Source organism: Edwardsiella anguillarum ET080813 (assembly GCF_000264765.2).
Classification (GTDB): domain Bacteria; phylum Pseudomonadota; class Gammaproteobacteria; order Enterobacterales; family Enterobacteriaceae; genus Edwardsiella; species Edwardsiella anguillarum.
The window spans coordinates 3,380,262-3,395,245 of the sequence record NZ_CP006664.1 but is presented as its reverse complement, the minus strand read 5'-3'; the positions used below and the strand labels follow the sequence as shown (position 1 = coordinate 3,395,245).

Sequence of the window (14,984 nt, the reverse complement as noted above, 5' to 3'; positions counted from 1 at the left end):
ATCTCATCGGTCCTGCAGGTCACGCCAGCAACATATTTTTACATATTGCCATTTCATTGATCCATCACACATTAATCGTATGCAGAATTTATAAAATCATCATACTCATTACTCATCCCTAACTTGAGGCCACCGCTTTGTCCCGACTCCGCCGCACCCTCTGCGCGTTGCTCAGCTGCGCCACCCTATTCGCCCACGCCGCCGTGGAGCAAATCACCACCGCCTGGCCGACCAATGTCGGACCGCTGAATCCACACCTGTATGCCCCTAATCAGATGTTCGCCCAGAGCATGGTGTATGAACCGCTGGTCAAGTACCAGGCGAATGGTTCAGTGATCCCCTGGTTGGCCGAGCGTTGGCACCACTCCGCCGATGGTAAGGTCTGGACCTTTGTCCTGCGCCAAGGGGTGACCTTCTCCAACGGCGAGCCGTTCGATGCCGAGGCCGCCGCCGCCAACTTCCACGCGGTACTGGCGAATCGCCAGCGCCACGCCTGGCTGGAGTTGGCCAATCAGATCGTCGACGTCCAGGCGACCGCCCCGCAGACGTTGCAGATCACCCTCAAAAGCGCCTACTACCCCTTCCTGCAGGAGCTGGCGCTGCCGCGCCCCTTCCGTTTCATCGCCCCGTCACAGTTCAAGGCGCAGGGCAGCCATCTCGGTATCCAGCAACCGATCGGCACCGGCCCCTGGATGCTAAAAAGTAGCAAACTCAATCAATACGATGTGTTGGTGCGTAACGAACGCTACTGGGGCCACAAACCGGCCTTGCGTCAGATCACCGTCAAGGTGATCCCCGACGCCACCACGCGCGCCGTGGCCTTCGAGACCGGCGAGATCGATCTGCTGTATGGCAATGAGGGGCTGCTGCCCCTCGACACCTTCGCCCGCTTTAGCCAGACCCCCGGCTACCGCACGCAGCTCTCCGCCCCCGTCGAGACGGTCGTGCTGGCGCTCAACTCCGCCCAGGCGCCGACCGACGAGCTGGCGGTGCGTGAGGCGCTGAATCACGCGGTCAATAAGCCCGCGCTGATCGCTCACGCCCTGTATGGCACCCAACGGGTGGCCGATACTCTGTTCGCCCCCAGCGTTCCCTACGCCGACATTGGGCTCGCGCCACGGCAGTATGACCCCCAGCAGGCTCGCGCGCGGTTAGAACAGGCGGGGTGGCTACTGCCCGCAGGCAAAACGATCCGTGAAAAACAGGGCAAGCCGCTACGCATCGAGCTGGCCTTCGTCGGCACCGACGCCCTGAGTAAGTCGATGGCCGAGATCATTCAAGGGGATATGCGCCAGATCGGCGTTGACATCACGCTCGTCGCGGAGGAGGAGAGCAGCATCTTCGCCCGCCAGCGTGATGGCCGCTTCGGCATGATTTTCAACCGGACCTGGGGCGCACCCTACGACCCGCACGCCTTCATGAGCTCGATGCGCGTCCCGTCGCATGCCGACTTCCAGGCGCAACGCGGCCTGCCCGATAAGGCGCAGATCGATCGGCTAATCGGCGACGTCCTCACCACCAGCGACGAGCAACAGCGCCGGGAGCTGTATCGAGACATCCTGACTCGACTACATCGCCAGGCGGTCTATCTGCCCATCAGCTATGTCTCGACGATGGTGGTCGCGAAGCCGGCGCTCGGCCCCATCCCGTATGCGCCCATCGCCTCGGAGATCCCCTTCGAACAGATCACCCCGGAGGCCCCCTGATGTGGCGTTACGTTGTGCGGCGCCTGCTGCTGTTAATCCCGATGATCTTCGCCGCCTCGCTACTCATCTTCCTGATGCTGCGCCTGGGGACCGGCGATCCGGCGCTCGACTACCTGCGCCTCTCCAATCTCCCGCCGACTCCCGAGATGGTCGCCTCCACCCGCGCCATGCTCGGGCTGGATCAGCCGCTATGGATGCAGTACGCCCACTGGCTATGGCGGGCGCTACAGCTAGACTTCGGCCTCTCCTACGCCACCCAGCGCCCGGTGTTGGATGACGTGCTGGGCTTCCTGCCCGCGACGCTGTTACTGGCGGGGGCGGCCCTGCTGCTGATCCTACTCATCTCGATTCCGCTGGGGATCTGGGCGGCGCGCCATCGCGATCGCCTGCCAGACTTCATCGTCCGGCTGATCGCCTTCCTCGGTGTCTCGATGCCGAACTTCTGGTTGGCCTTCCTGCTGGTGATGCTCTTCGCGGTCTACCTGCAATGGCTGCCGGCGATGGGCTACGGCAGCTGGCGTCATCTGATCCTGCCCGCCGCCTCGATCGCCTTCATGTCGCTGGCGATCAACGCCCGCCTACTGCGCGCCAGCATGCTGGAGGTCGCCGGTCAGCGCCACGTCACGTGGGCGCGGCTGCGCGGGCTGGATCGCCGCCAGACCGAGCGGCGTCATATCCTGCGCAACGCCGCGCTGCCCATCGTCACCGCCGTCGGGATGCACATCGGCGAGCTAATCGGCGGCACGATGATCATCGAAAACATCTTTGCCTGGCCCGGCGTCGGCCGCTATGCCGTGTCGGCCATCTTCAATCGTGACTATCCGGTGATCCAGTGTTTCACCCTGATCATGGTGGTGGTCTTCGTGCTCTGTAACCTGGCGGTCGACCTACTGAACGCCGCGCTCGATCCGCGTATTCGCCGTCACGAGGGAGCACAGGCATGAATTTTTACCGCTCTGCCCGCGGGTCGGTGCGCCTGGCCCTGCTGCTCATCGCCCTGTTGACGCTAATCGCCCTCAGCAGCCACTACTGGCTGCCACACGATCCCTACGCCATCGATCTCGCCGCGCGCCTGCGTGCGCCGGATGGCCAACACTGGCTCGGCACCGACCATCTGGGGCGTGACATCCTCTCGCGCCTGCTGGCCGCGACACGCGTCTCGCTGGGATCGGTACTGGCTTGCCTGCTGCTGGTACTGGCGCTGGGCCTGATCATCGGCGGCAGCGCCGGGTTACTCGGCGGGCGCATCGATCAGGCGAGCATGCGCCTCGCCGACATGTTCATGACCTTTCCGACCTCGATCCTCTCCTTCTTCATGGTCGGGGTGCTGGGCACCGGCCTGACCAACGTGATCATCGCCATCGCCCTGTCGCACTGGGCCTGGTATGCGCGCATGGTGCGTAGCCTGGTCATCTCCCTACGCCAGCGCGAGTACATCCTCGCCGCCCGCCTCTCCGGCGCCAGCCATCTCCGGATATTCGTCGACCACCTGTCGGGGGCGGTGATCCCCTCGCTACTGGTCTTGGCGACGCTGGACATCGGTCACATGATGCTACACGTCGCCGGCATGTCCTTCCTCGGCCTCGGCGTGGCGGCGCCGACCGCCGAATGGGGGGTGATGATCAACGACGCCCGCCAGTACATCTGGACTCAGCCGCTACAAATGTTTTGGCCCGGCCTGGCGCTGTTCCTCAGCGTAATGGCCTTTAATCTGGTGGGCGACGCACTGCGTGACCATCTCGATCCCCATCTGGTAACGGAGCACGCACACTGATGCCGCAACGACTCGATTTACACCAGATCTCTCTCCAGGCGGCGCTCCCGCTGGTGCACGAGGTCTCGCTGACCCTACGACGCGGCCGGGTGCTGGCGTTGGTCGGCAGCAGCGGCAGCGGCAAGTCCCTGACCTGCGCCGCCGCGTTGGGCGTCTTGCCCGCCGGGGTACGCCAACTGGCCGGGCAGATCCGGCTGGATGGCGTGCCCATCGCCCCCGCCGCGCTGCGCGGCCGCCATATCGCCACCATCATGCAGAATCCGCGCAGCGCCTTTAATCCCCTGCACACCCTGGCCAGCCATGCCCGAGAAACCTGCCTGGCGTTGGCGACGCCGGCAGACGACGACACGCTGACGCGCGCCCTGACGGCGGTCGGATTGGATGATCCCCAGCGGGTGCTGCAGAGCTATCCCTTCGAGATGAGCGGCGGCATGCTGCAACGGATGATGATCGCCATGGCGCTGCTGAGCGACGCGCCGTTTCTCATCGCCGACGAGCCGACCACCGATCTCGACGCGGTGGCCCAGGCGCGCGTCCTGGATCTGCTGGCGGCGATCATGCGCCAACGCGCGCCCGGCATACTGCTGATCACCCATGACATGGGGGTCGTCGCCCGCCTGGCGGACGATGTGGCGGTGATGGCCGAGGGGCGGGTGGTGGAGCAGGGCGCCGTCGAGCAGGTGTTTCACGCACCACGCCACGCCGTGACGCGGGCGTTAGTCGCCGCGCATTTGGCCCTGTATGGCCTGGAGATCGCCGGATGAACCTACTCAGTACGCAGACCCTCTCCCACCACTATCGCCACGCGGCATTGGGACGCCAGGCGCAACCGGTTCTCCAGACGATCTCGCTGCAACTGCATCGCGGCGAGAGTGTCGCCCTGCTAGGGCGCAGCGGCTGCGGCAAGAGCACGTTGGCGCGCCTGTTAGTCGGGCTGGAGTCGCCCACGCAGGGGCGCGTATGCTGGCATGATACCCCCTTGCCACAGCTCGATCGCCGGGCGAAAAAGGCGTTCCGCCGCGACATCCAACTGGTGTTCCAGGATGCGATCGGCGCGGTCGATCCGCGCCAGACGGTACGGGCGATCCTGCGCGAGCCGATGTGCCATCTGCTGTCGCTCTCCTCGGCGGAGCAGCGGGTGCGGGCCGGCGAGATACTGCAGGCGGTGGAGTTGGACGAGGGGGTGCTCGATCAGCGCCCTCCCCAGCTGAGCGGCGGCCAGCTCCAGCGCGTCTGCCTGGCGCGGGCGTTGGTGGTCAACCCCAAATTGCTGATCCTCGACGAGGCCGTCTCAAGTCTCGACCTGGTGTTACAGGCCGAGATCATCGCGTTACTCAAACGGATCCAGCAGCAGCGGGACACCGGCTACCTGTTCATCACCCATGATCTACGCCTGGTCGAACGCTTCTGTCAGCGGGTACTCGTGATGGATCAGGGGCAGATCGTCGAGACGCAGAGCGTCGGTGAACGCCTGACGCTCACCTCCGCCGCCGGGCAGGCACTCCAGCAGGCGGTGCTGCCCGCCTTTCCCCCGCGACGCCGCTCACCGGCGGAAGACGCGGCGTCCCGCTAACCCTGCCTGGCGCCGTTCAGGCGGTGAAAGGGGCGTGTCATACGCCCCGCTCTCCCTTCGGCGCGAGGCCCCTTTCACGGCGATACCCCGTCAGCATCCACGCCCCTCGGCGAGCGATCTGCTGCAGGAGGTTAACCTGATGGATTGACCTTAGCCCCATTCCGTCAGGCGGCGCTGGCCCTTCTTTCTGACGCGCTCTCCCCCTGCGCGCATCGGTGAAATAGGCGGTGACATCACACGCTATCAACTAATTTTTTGAATAAAAAACATTCAGCATCAATTATTTTGATATTTCAATCATATGACACGAATAGAATCAATTGAATGATAATAGATACTAAAAGGAAAAGATAAACTATATCTCAGCATAAGTATTATGTTGTATTCCTCTTCCAGCTGAGGATTGAGAACGCCCTTACTCTCCACGACTACACTAAGGTAATAGACGGCTCATATCCGCGCCACTTTATTTACGACTGATGACACATTCTTAAAATAAGCGTAATTGACAACCTTTAGCTAACTCAATCTGACTCAACAACGTCATCCAACGTTGTGAAAAATTGAACTCTGTATACTCTTTCGCACTACGGATTGCATTATCTTGTAATAATTGTATGCCATCTCGATCCCGCAATGCTGCAATAACCTTTTCGGCAAACACCCTATACTGCTTATCCTCGATCAAGAAACCATTCTCACCGTCTCGGATCATATCAGCAGGGCCATAATTAATGTCAAAAGCAATCACAGGGCAAGCATTAGCTAATGCTTCCATAATCACTAACCCCCATCCCTCTGAAGAGCTAGTAAATAGCATCAAATCTGCAGATTGATATATAGCACTCACTTCTTCAGTATAAGCACACAACTTAACACTATTTTGCAAACCATACGTCTCGATCGCCTGCATGATCTTCTCACTTTCAGACCCATAACCATAGATCTCTAACATTGCCTCTGGAATCGCTTGAACCACATAAGAAAATATTTTAACTAACTCGGGCAATCTTTTAACAGGATCAAAGCGACCGAGTGAAATACATTTATATTTCTTGCGCTCAATAGCTTTTTCTCTGATGAGATTATCTGCCACATGAGGAATATGATGGCATTTTTCGCCGAGCACAAACCTTGCTTGTGCATCAAGCAATTGCCGGCGCGTTAAAAATACAAATGCATCTACCTCCTTCACGTTCTCAAAGTAAAAAACGTAGTTTTTATTTGGCCGTGAATTTATATCGTCAGCGCGCACATAATGTGCCGCATGGATTGCGGCATAATAAGCGTGATTTATTTTCTTTACTCTAGATAAAAGAATTTCACCAAAGTAGATAGCTCGATCTATGATAAAATGATAAAAATAATCAGTGCGTAAAAATAGTTTATCAAAAAAATATAAAAATAAATCCTTCTCACTGGCAAACGTATTTTCGATAAAACCATCATCAGTAAATAATAAACAACTAGTTAATACCTTACCCTCTTTTTTGGCATCGTAGCTATTAATTATTTTAAGTTTACCATCACGCTTAAAGTAATATTCAACGAGAACCTTTCCATCTACTAATGATTGAACACAACTTAGACACTGATGCCCATCATATTTAGCACGTAAAATGATCTGTCCATTCCGCAAGTAATTAACATAAGCAAGCACTCCATTATCTCGGGTCACCTCATAACGCTTTTCTCCCTTTACGTTATCAAAAACAAAATTCCCTGAAGCATCTGGCGCCAGATATCGAGTCACAGGAGGAGGATCAATCTGCTGCTTGTGCGGCGTAAATGGCATACCAAGGTAATATGCATACATATTAACAAACCTTACCCGCGGATGTATTAAATTTCTTGCCAACAAATCCTGATAAATAAGCAAAAGGTCAGAATCATACTCCACCGTTAAGATGGTTACACTACATCCAGCCTTTCCCAACGTATTAGCTCGCTTTAACATCGCCATAACTAATCCATTTTTCTTAGCGCCAATTCTAGGATAAAGCATAACGATCTCACGCCCTATATATTCTTGCTGACACTGCATACCAGCCCTCCTGGCTATCTTTCACGTAATGCTTCGCGCATTGTATTAAATGGTTTAATCAGATAATTAAGAATAGTTTTCTCACCTGTTTTTATATCCACCGTTGCCACCATTCCTGGAACAATAGCATACTGCGCACCAGATTTACTTTTCAGATAATCGACATCTGTTTTGATAAATACTCGGTAATAATATATTTCAGGACGAACTTCATCCTGCAGTGTATCTGGTGATATACTCTCGACGACACCCGTCATCCCCCCATAAATGGCATAATCATAGGCAGATATTTTAACCATTGCTTGCTGTCCGGGATAGATAAATGCGATATCACGAGGTGAAATACGCACCTCGATCAATAGATGATCATCTAATGGTACGATCTCCATTAATACACCGTTTGCTGGAATTACCCCTCCAATAGTCATCACCTTAATGTTCTTAACAATACCGCGAACCGGAGAGCGAACGACCAAACGAGCCAACGAATCTGCCCGACCCTTAATGACCTGAGCTAACGAGGCAACCTCAGCGTTACCTTTAGCCAACTCCTCACGTGCCTGAACATAATACTGGGAGATTATTTCCGTCAGTTTTAGTCTCAATTCAGACTGTTGTCTACGTAACCTTAATACTTCAACCTCACTGGCCGCACCGTTCTTAGCAAGCCGTTCAGTAATCAGCAGCTCATTATTAACTAGGGATAAAGACTCATTAATTCTTGCCGTCGCATCATTAAGTTGCTTTCGACGTGAATTAAAAAGTCGCGTCTCGCTAGCAATTAATTCAGGAAATTCCTGCAACTCATCTGGAAAATGTAGAGGCAAATCATTTACCTCAGTATGTAAGCGTGCAGAGGCAGCCAATGCAGCATGGTATCGTGCAAGACTCTCTCCTACATTTGATTCATGACGAGTTGGATCCAGTTTTGCAATAATATCATTCTCATTTACCGTCTCCCCTTCGCGAACATTTAGCTCAAGTAAGACGCCACCATCAATCAATTGAACAATCTGCTCACGAGTGCTCGGAATGACCTTTCCTGCCCCTGATGACACTTCATCCAATACGGCCCCCCAAGCCCAAATCATAAGTGTTAGACATAATAAAAATATTGTTATAATGAGACATATAGACCCAGTGACCTCATCATTTTCGAAGCCCTGGTTCTGTTTTTTTCTCGGTTTTAAAAAGCGCTCAAACATACGCTTCATACCATTCCTCTAATACTTATTTAATGATTTTATCTTTTCTCTCATCGAGCGCTATCATGCCATCTCGTAACACAATGACACGATCAACTAACTCTAATATCGCACGGCGATGAGTTGTAACAATAAGTGTGCGTCCCGCTAGCCATTTATTAAAATGCTTAATAAACTCCCGCTCAGTATTCTCATCCAGTAGCGCGCTGGGCTCATCCAACAGGATGATATTAGGATCACGCAGTAGAGTTCTTGCTAGCAGAAGAGATTGACGTTGGCCACCAGAAAGCCCGCCCCCACCCTCCATTACCATATGTTCTATGCCCAATGGTAAACGACGTACAAAGCTGGCTGCTCCGACTATTTCTAATATTTCAAATAATTTTTCATCATTAACATGGGGAGCGCCTAACATTAAATTCTCACGCAATGTTCCGTGAAACAATCTAGCATTTTGTGTCAAAAATCCCACATTACGCCGTACATCATAAACATCAATATGAGGTAAACTTATATTATCGAGGCGAACCTCCCCAGAAACGAGCGTCATCCCGCCAGACAACGCTCTCAACAAGGCTGATTTCCCGGCTCCATTAGGACCTAACAGCGCTATACGTTCACCAGGCCTAATCTCCAATTTATTAATTTTCAACTGAGCTAATGGATCATGAATAGTGTATTGCATCACGGCATGATTAAATTGATAGTGCCCATACAATACGGGACAATGCACACATTGCTGCTCATTATCTATTTCGATAGGAAGCTGTAGGATACTATCTAACCCTGCCTTAGCCGCCTTCAATTGCTGCCAGCGGGCCAAGATACCACATAATTTGGTCATGGGTGTAATCATCCGCGATGAAAGCAGCGACACTGCAACAATTGCGCCAGTCGTGAGGTCACCATCAATTACCATTGGAGCCCCTACAAAGATCACCGTCGCGTAGACCAGACTTTGGATCGCGCCTCCCCAAGTAGTTAATCCTTGTGTCAATCTACGGAGTCTAATATTTGATTCAGAAATTATACGAACATAACCATTCCATTGCTGTAAAAAACGCTCTTCTGCTTGCAGTTGCTTAATATCATCAAGCCCTTGAACGCTTTCAACTAATACAGCATTACGTAACACAGATTCATGAATGGAATTCTTAGCTAGCTCCCCCATTTTTCTCTGCAAGAAAAAGCCTGGCATAATCATGAACAATGCAGCTAATGGTGCAACCCAGGCTAACTGCGGTGATATTAGAAATAGCACAAATATAAAAAATATAAAAAATGGGATATCGACTACAGCCGTTACCGTAGTAGAGGTCACCATTTCTCGAATCTGCTCCAACTCGCGCAGTTGTGCAATAAAACTTCCTGTCGAGCGAGGAGTTGCACTTTCACGCAAACGTAATGTATGGCCGAAAACCCGCTCTGAGACTCGCAAATCTGCTCGTTTACCTAAAATATCTGAAATATGGCCACGACTTAACCCTAATAAAAATGAAAAAGAAACCGCTAATATCACTCCAGCATATAGCACATATAGTGTCGGAAGCGATTGCGCAGGAATCACCCGGTCATATACCTGCATCGAAAACAAGATACCCGATAGAGCTAATATATTAATAATTAATGATGATAAAACCACATATCCATATGTTCTCCAATCATGAGCGAGTAAGCGCTTCAACCAATCTGGTTTAAATGCCGTCACATAAGCGTCCACCCGACTATCTTTACCCTTTGCTAATGGGCGAAAAGAGACCACACTCCGTACTTCACTCAATAGTTCATGGTATGAGACGACATTTTGCTGACTATCATCTGAAAAATTTAGCGTTACCGAATCATCACCATCAAAACGAGTAATCACTGCGATACGCTGATCCGATAACTCAACAACGAGAGGCAAGCGCCATAGTGAAACATCGAGATCCAACTGATCAAGTAAACGTGCAGATAGTCCCGCTTGTCGCGCAAGATTCGTCAGAGCAGACATCAGAGGTAAACCACTCTGCCACTGTGTAATGGAATATAGCACTCCCCGTGAATGAGTAATCCGATAAAATAAGGCAATCTGACTTATCGCATCGGCCCATGCATTCATTTTCTTTTTATTATCAGAAGTTACTTCCTTAGATAGTATTTGTCCATCAAATTCACTCATGATTGAACCTCCACAGACTGGATAATTGTATTATTTAATTTAAATGCTGATCTAATATTTCCAGTACTATAGAGACAATCGAGTTGAAGTATATTCAATTGATTATTTATTTCAATTTCCGAAAAAGATACCTGATATATTTCCTGCTCAGCGTTTAATAAATCAAGTAATGTTCGCCCACCCAATTGGAGATATTGCTTCTTATATAACCTAAAAGTTTCCTCAGCTAACTTTTTTTGTTTACTCAGCGTTATCAAAGTTCGTGATAGCGTAATTTCTTCATTTTTCGATTCATTCAATTGTCTAGAGATGTTTAACTCAGTATTTTTCAACGCTGCACGTGCAGATTGAATCATATATTGCGCGGCATTACGATTGGCTGATAACCCCCCCCCTTGGTATAAGGGCATATCTACCTTAACTCTCAAAGCAAACTGTGTTCTATCGTAACCACGTGATACCATGCCACTATCTTTGATATAGTGCGTTACATTTGGAACCAAAGCTATCGTTGGCGTCATTTGAGCCATGGCAGTATCTAGATTAGCTTGTGCATATCTTAATTGTGCTGTAGAGAGTAAAGCCGCAGGAACTATTTTATAATCTAAAGATGCAATCTGGCAGTAATTACTTAAGGCCCAAGGAAGTTCATCTGCCACACTATTAACGTGCCCCCAACCGAGAAAATTTGCTAGCGTAGCCTGCCAGCGCTCTAAGTTAGCCTGATATTGTAACAGGGTAGAACGAGCCCCCTCAATTCTGGTCTGAGTTTGTACAACATCAGAAAATGAACTAGCGCCTTCACGGTAGCGCTGTTGAGCCAACATCATAATACTCTCCAGCGCTATAACTTGATCCCGAGCGATATCAATTAATTTCTGATAGCCCTGAATTTGAACTACACTCTTCGCCGTATCATATGCAACAGTATCAACTCTTAACAATAACTCGGCTTGAGTTTGAGCCACCTTCGCTTTCGCTGCACGTAGCGATGAATCTATCTTACCAAAATCATACAGCACCTGAGTCAAACTCAAGTCAATGGCTGGGTCATAGTTAAACCCTGACGAAGAATTAAGCAACTCATTATTCATACCTAAACTAACCCGAGGATAATACTTTGCCCGCTCGATATTTACTCTTTCACTAGACTCATATATCTTACTTGCAACTTCGGCAATACTGGGATGCCATTGAACCGCCCGCCACACGGCTTTAGTGATATCTAGCGCAACAGGAGACACCACATCCTGTATCCTTGAATTATTACTCAACCGTAAGGATGTATTTGCAGATAATTCCTCTTGCGACAAGATGACATCTGTCTTTTTTATACTATCTATGGCCCAACCACTTCCACTAGATAGCACCCACAACAACAATCCATAATGGAATTTATTCAAAGCCATTTATTCTAACATCCAAATATATATATACTAGCACATCCGTGTGCCACGCTTACTGCGCCATGCCACTAAACACAACTGATTTAAACTTCAGGAGAATCAAAATCAATAATATAGTCAATACTATTAACTGTGCTATCAACAGTATTTGTTAACACAGCAGAAGTCATTGGATAACTGGCTGCTTGAACATTAAGCATCGAAACCTCTTCAGTTCCATCAAATGGTATTGAAGAGATAGAATTTTTATCTCCAGCATCGGATAATAAGTTATTAATTTCTATATCTGCGAGATGTATAGTTTCGCCGTTATCTTCACTAGATAAAACAAAATCAAACGTCTCATGATCGATTGTCTCACTGATATCTAGCAAGATCGTCTCAGCCAATGCTATATCTACTTCCCCATCTAGCACCACATTGTCATCAACTGGCTGTAATAACTCAGCCTCTTCCCCCTTGCCTAAAGTCGACTCTGGCCCGCCCCCACTACCGTCGACCTTAATATCTATCGTTAATTTTGCCTCACTCTTCGAACCATCTGGAGCCGTCACCTCGTAAACGAAAACCTCTGCATCCTGAATACTCTCTGGCTTGATCCCATCATTAAGGGTGTAACTATAGTTACCTTGCGAATCAATAGTGAGGAAACCATATTTTCCAACAATTGTTGTCTCACCGCTTCCCGACAACTTAATACCATTTACACTGCTAACAACGGTACCCTCAGGGACAATATCCATCCCCGCACCATCTTCACTACCGCTAATGACATTACCGTTGATACTCTCACCAAACACCTCCATCCCTATTGTCACGTCGGTGAGAAAATCCAGAGTTACCCCCGTCGCAACCGCGATACCGGAAGTCTGATCCAATAGGAACACATAGTCCCCCGCGGGTAAGGTAATCTCCACTTCATCACCGACGCCTCCGAGTAAAAGGATCTTAAGGAAATTCTTCTCGACATGATACTTATCGTAATTACCTGTTTCTGGATTAAGTTTATAAATTAATAGGTCAAAAACGGAACCGATACTAACACCACCACCTTTTCCTTGTAGAGTAATCGAACGCGTTGTCCCCTCCTCTACAGAAACCTTAGCTTGTTTTTTAATATCGATCACAGAGAGATCAAGGATATCGCCTAACCCAATTGATACCACCGCGAAACTCGTCTGCGACGACGTTCCGTTATCAACGGTATAAGATTTTGATTCCCCATTTAGTACTGCATTATCATCAGAGAGTTTCAAATCCAATTCTGTATCACTATCCGAGTCCGCCCCCCCCTCGGAATCGCTGTCGGAGTCGCTATCGGAGCCTGCGCCACCCTCGGCGTCGGAGTCACTGTCGGAGCCCGCGCCACCCTCGGCGTCGGAGTCACTGTCGGAGCCCGCGCCGCCCTCGGCGTCGGAGTCGCTATCGGATCCTGCGCCGCCCTCGGCGTCGGAGTCGCTATCGGAGCCTGCGCCCCCCTCGGCGTCGGAGTCACTGTCGGAGCCCGCGCCGCCCTCGGCGTCGGAATCGCTATCGGAGCCCGCGCCGCCCTCGGCGTCGGAGTCGCTGTCAGAGTCCGAGCCCCCCTCGGAGTCGGAGTCGCTGTCGGAGCCTACGCCCCCCTCAGAGTCGGAGTCGCTGTCGGAGCCCGCACCCCCCTCGGCGTCGGAGTCACTGTCGGAGCCCGCGCCGCCCTCGGCGTCGGAATCGCTATCGGAGCCCGCGCCGCCCTCGGCGTCGGAGTCGCTGTCAGAGTCCGAGCCCCCCTCGGAGTCGGAGTCGCTGTCGGAGCCTACGCCCCCCTCAGAGTCGGAGTCGCTGTCGGAGCCCGCGCCGCCCTCGGCGTCGGAGTCACTGTCGGAGCCCGCGCCGCCCTCGGCGTCGGAGTCACTGTCGGAGCCCGCGCCGCCCTCGGCGTCGGAGTCACTGTCGGAGCCCGATCCCCCCTCGGAGTCGCTGTCGGAGTCGCTGTCGGAGTCGCTGTCGGAGCCTGCGCCGCCCTCGGAGTCAGAGTCACTATCGGAACCCGAGCCACCCTCGGAGTCGGAGTCGCTGTCAGAGTCCGAGCCACCCTCGGCGTCGGAGTCACTGTCGGAGCCCGCGCCACCCTCGGCGTCGGAGTCACTATCGGAGCCCGCGCCACCCTCGCTGTCGGAGTCGCTATCGGAGCCTGCGCCGCCCTCGGCGTCGGAGTCACTGTCGGAGCCCGATCCCCCCTCGGAGTCGCTATCGGAGTCGCTGTCGGAGCCCGCGCCGCCCTCGCTGTCGGAGTCGCTATCGGAGCCCGCGCCACCCTCGCTGTCGGAATCGCTGTCGGAGTCGCTATCGGAGCCCGCGCCACCCTCGCTGTCGGAGTCGCTGTCGGAGCCCGCGCCGCCCTCGGCGTCGGAGTCGCTGTCGGAACCCGCGCCACCCTCGGCGTCGGAGTCGCTGTCGGAGCCCGCGCCACCCTCGCTGTCGGAGTCGCTATCGGAGCCCGCGCCGCCCTCGGCGTCGGAGTCACTGTTGTTTGTTAAACGGCTTCCCTCTCCCCGGCTAGCAAGCGCCGCCAGTCCGGCCAATCCTCCCCCCAGTCCGGTAAAACCAACTAATCCAGAAGCTATCGATGAATTATCCTGAGGCAACATCAGACTTTCAATATCAGGCAATAATGTAGTATATTGAAAAGCCGTTCCAGGATGCTCTACCCACCATAAAGCGCCATCTTCATCCTTAATGACGAGTACATTGTCAGAGTCCTCTCCTGTTTCAGGGTAAAAATCGACGAGTATTATCTTACCCCCTGATTTCAACGCAACAACAAGATTCCGACCTTCACGAACAAAGAGAACAACATTCTCTTTCGCTGCAGAGAGCGTAATAATACTCGGGTGTGAGAGTGTTATTACACGCCCATTGACGCTCAGTATTTCACCGCTACTCCTATCGATGGTAGATATATCATCCATTAGCTCTACATCCATATATAAACTTTTATTCTCAATTAGATACAATCTACATTACGTACTAAGCACATGTGTAAAATATGCCGAGTGGAGTCATCAACTCCGTAATGCAAAAAACAATAATGAAGATCCACAGCTTTATACACTTATTAAACCAAAGCATTCAACCA

General features: G+C 52.0%; 10 protein-coding genes. 5 read left to right on the top strand and 5 right to left on the bottom strand.

Features of this window, described 5'->3' with window-relative positions; translation table 11 throughout:
• Positions 1 to 137 precede the first annotated feature (137 nt).
• Genes nikA through nikE form a run of 5 tightly spaced genes read left to right on the top strand, consistent with a single transcriptional unit; the run spans position 138 to position 5,053 of the window.
• On the top strand, positions 138 to 1,706 hold the full coding sequence (gene nikA, locus ETEE_RS15265; RefSeq protein ID WP_034164284.1) for a nickel ABC transporter substrate-binding protein: 1,569 nt from the start codon (positions 138 to 140) through the stop codon (positions 1,704 to 1,706).
• Positions 1,706 to 2,650, top strand: a complete 945-nt coding sequence (gene nikB / locus ETEE_RS15260) for a nickel ABC transporter permease subunit NikB (protein ID WP_034164285.1) — start codon at positions 1,706 to 1,708, stop codon at positions 2,648 to 2,650. Before nikA ends, nikB begins: the two co-directional genes overlap by 1 nt.
• Entirely contained in the window at positions 2,647 to 3,480 is an 834-nt protein-coding gene (gene nikC / locus ETEE_RS15255; RefSeq protein WP_005294026.1) for a nickel ABC transporter permease subunit NikC, read from the top strand. The genes nikB and nikC overlap by 4 nt, the downstream gene beginning before the upstream one ends.
• On the top strand, positions 3,480 to 4,244 hold the full coding sequence (nikD, locus tag ETEE_RS15250) for a nickel import ATP-binding protein NikD (protein WP_034164286.1): 765 nt from the start codon (positions 3,480 to 3,482) through the stop codon (positions 4,242 to 4,244). The genes nikC and nikD overlap by 1 nt, the downstream gene beginning before the upstream one ends.
• Entirely contained in the window at positions 4,241 to 5,053 is an 813-nt protein-coding gene (gene nikE / locus ETEE_RS15245; RefSeq protein WP_034164287.1) for a nickel import ATP-binding protein NikE, read from the top strand. The genes nikD and nikE overlap by 4 nt, the downstream gene beginning before the upstream one ends.
• A 490-nt stretch (positions 5,054 to 5,543) precedes the next feature.
• Here nikE and ETEE_RS15240 read toward each other — a convergent pair whose 3' ends face one another.
• The 5 genes from ETEE_RS15240 to ETEE_RS21550 form a co-directional block, all read right to left on the bottom strand.
• Positions 5,544 to 7,097 (bottom strand): glycosyltransferase, encoded by a 1,554-nt coding sequence (locus ETEE_RS15240; protein ID WP_034164288.1) that lies wholly within the window; start codon positions 7,095 to 7,097, stop codon positions 5,544 to 5,546.
• Positions 7,098 to 7,111: 14 nt separating this feature from the next.
• Complete coding sequence (locus tag ETEE_RS15235) at positions 7,112 to 8,230, bottom strand: HlyD family type I secretion periplasmic adaptor subunit (protein WP_370634783.1); 1,119 nt, start codon at positions 8,228 to 8,230, stop codon at positions 7,112 to 7,114.
• Between the two features lie 97 nt (positions 8,231 to 8,327).
• Positions 8,328 to 10,463 (bottom strand): type I secretion system permease/ATPase, encoded by a 2,136-nt coding sequence (locus ETEE_RS15230; protein ID WP_049703756.1) that lies wholly within the window; start codon positions 10,461 to 10,463, stop codon positions 8,328 to 8,330.
• Positions 10,460 to 11,872 (bottom strand): TolC family outer membrane protein, encoded by a 1,413-nt coding sequence (locus tag ETEE_RS15225; protein ID WP_081926433.1) that lies wholly within the window; start codon positions 11,870 to 11,872, stop codon positions 10,460 to 10,462. The genes ETEE_RS15230 and ETEE_RS15225 overlap by 4 nt, the downstream gene beginning before the upstream one ends.
• 80 nt (positions 11,873 to 11,952) lie before the next feature.
• On the bottom strand, positions 11,953 to 14,862 hold the full coding sequence (locus tag ETEE_RS21550; protein ID WP_158407650.1) for a BapA/Bap/LapF family large adhesin: 2,910 nt from the start codon (positions 14,860 to 14,862) through the stop codon (positions 11,953 to 11,955).
• Positions 14,863 to 14,984: the final 122 nt, after the last annotated feature.

Coding starts and splice junctions, on each gene's coding strand:
- nikD (WP_034164286.1), top strand. CDS start 3,480: ATGCCGCAACGACTCGATTTACACCAGATCTCTCTCCAGGCGGCGCTC.
- ETEE_RS15230 (WP_049703756.1), bottom strand. CDS start 10,463: ATGAGTGAATTTGATGGACAAATACTATCTAAGGAAGTAACTTCTGAT.
- nikE (WP_034164287.1), top strand. CDS start 4,241: ATGAACCTACTCAGTACGCAGACCCTCTCCCACCACTATCGCCACGCG.
- ETEE_RS15225 (WP_081926433.1), bottom strand. CDS start 11,872: ATGGCTTTGAATAAATTCCATTATGGATTGTTGTTGTGGGTGCTATCT.
- ETEE_RS15240 (WP_034164288.1), bottom strand. CDS start 7,097: ATGCAGTGTCAGCAAGAATATATAGGGCGTGAGATCGTTATGCTTTAT.
- nikC (WP_005294026.1), top strand. CDS start 2,647: ATGAATTTTTACCGCTCTGCCCGCGGGTCGGTGCGCCTGGCCCTGCTG.
- nikB (WP_034164285.1), top strand. CDS start 1,706: ATGTGGCGTTACGTTGTGCGGCGCCTGCTGCTGTTAATCCCGATGATC.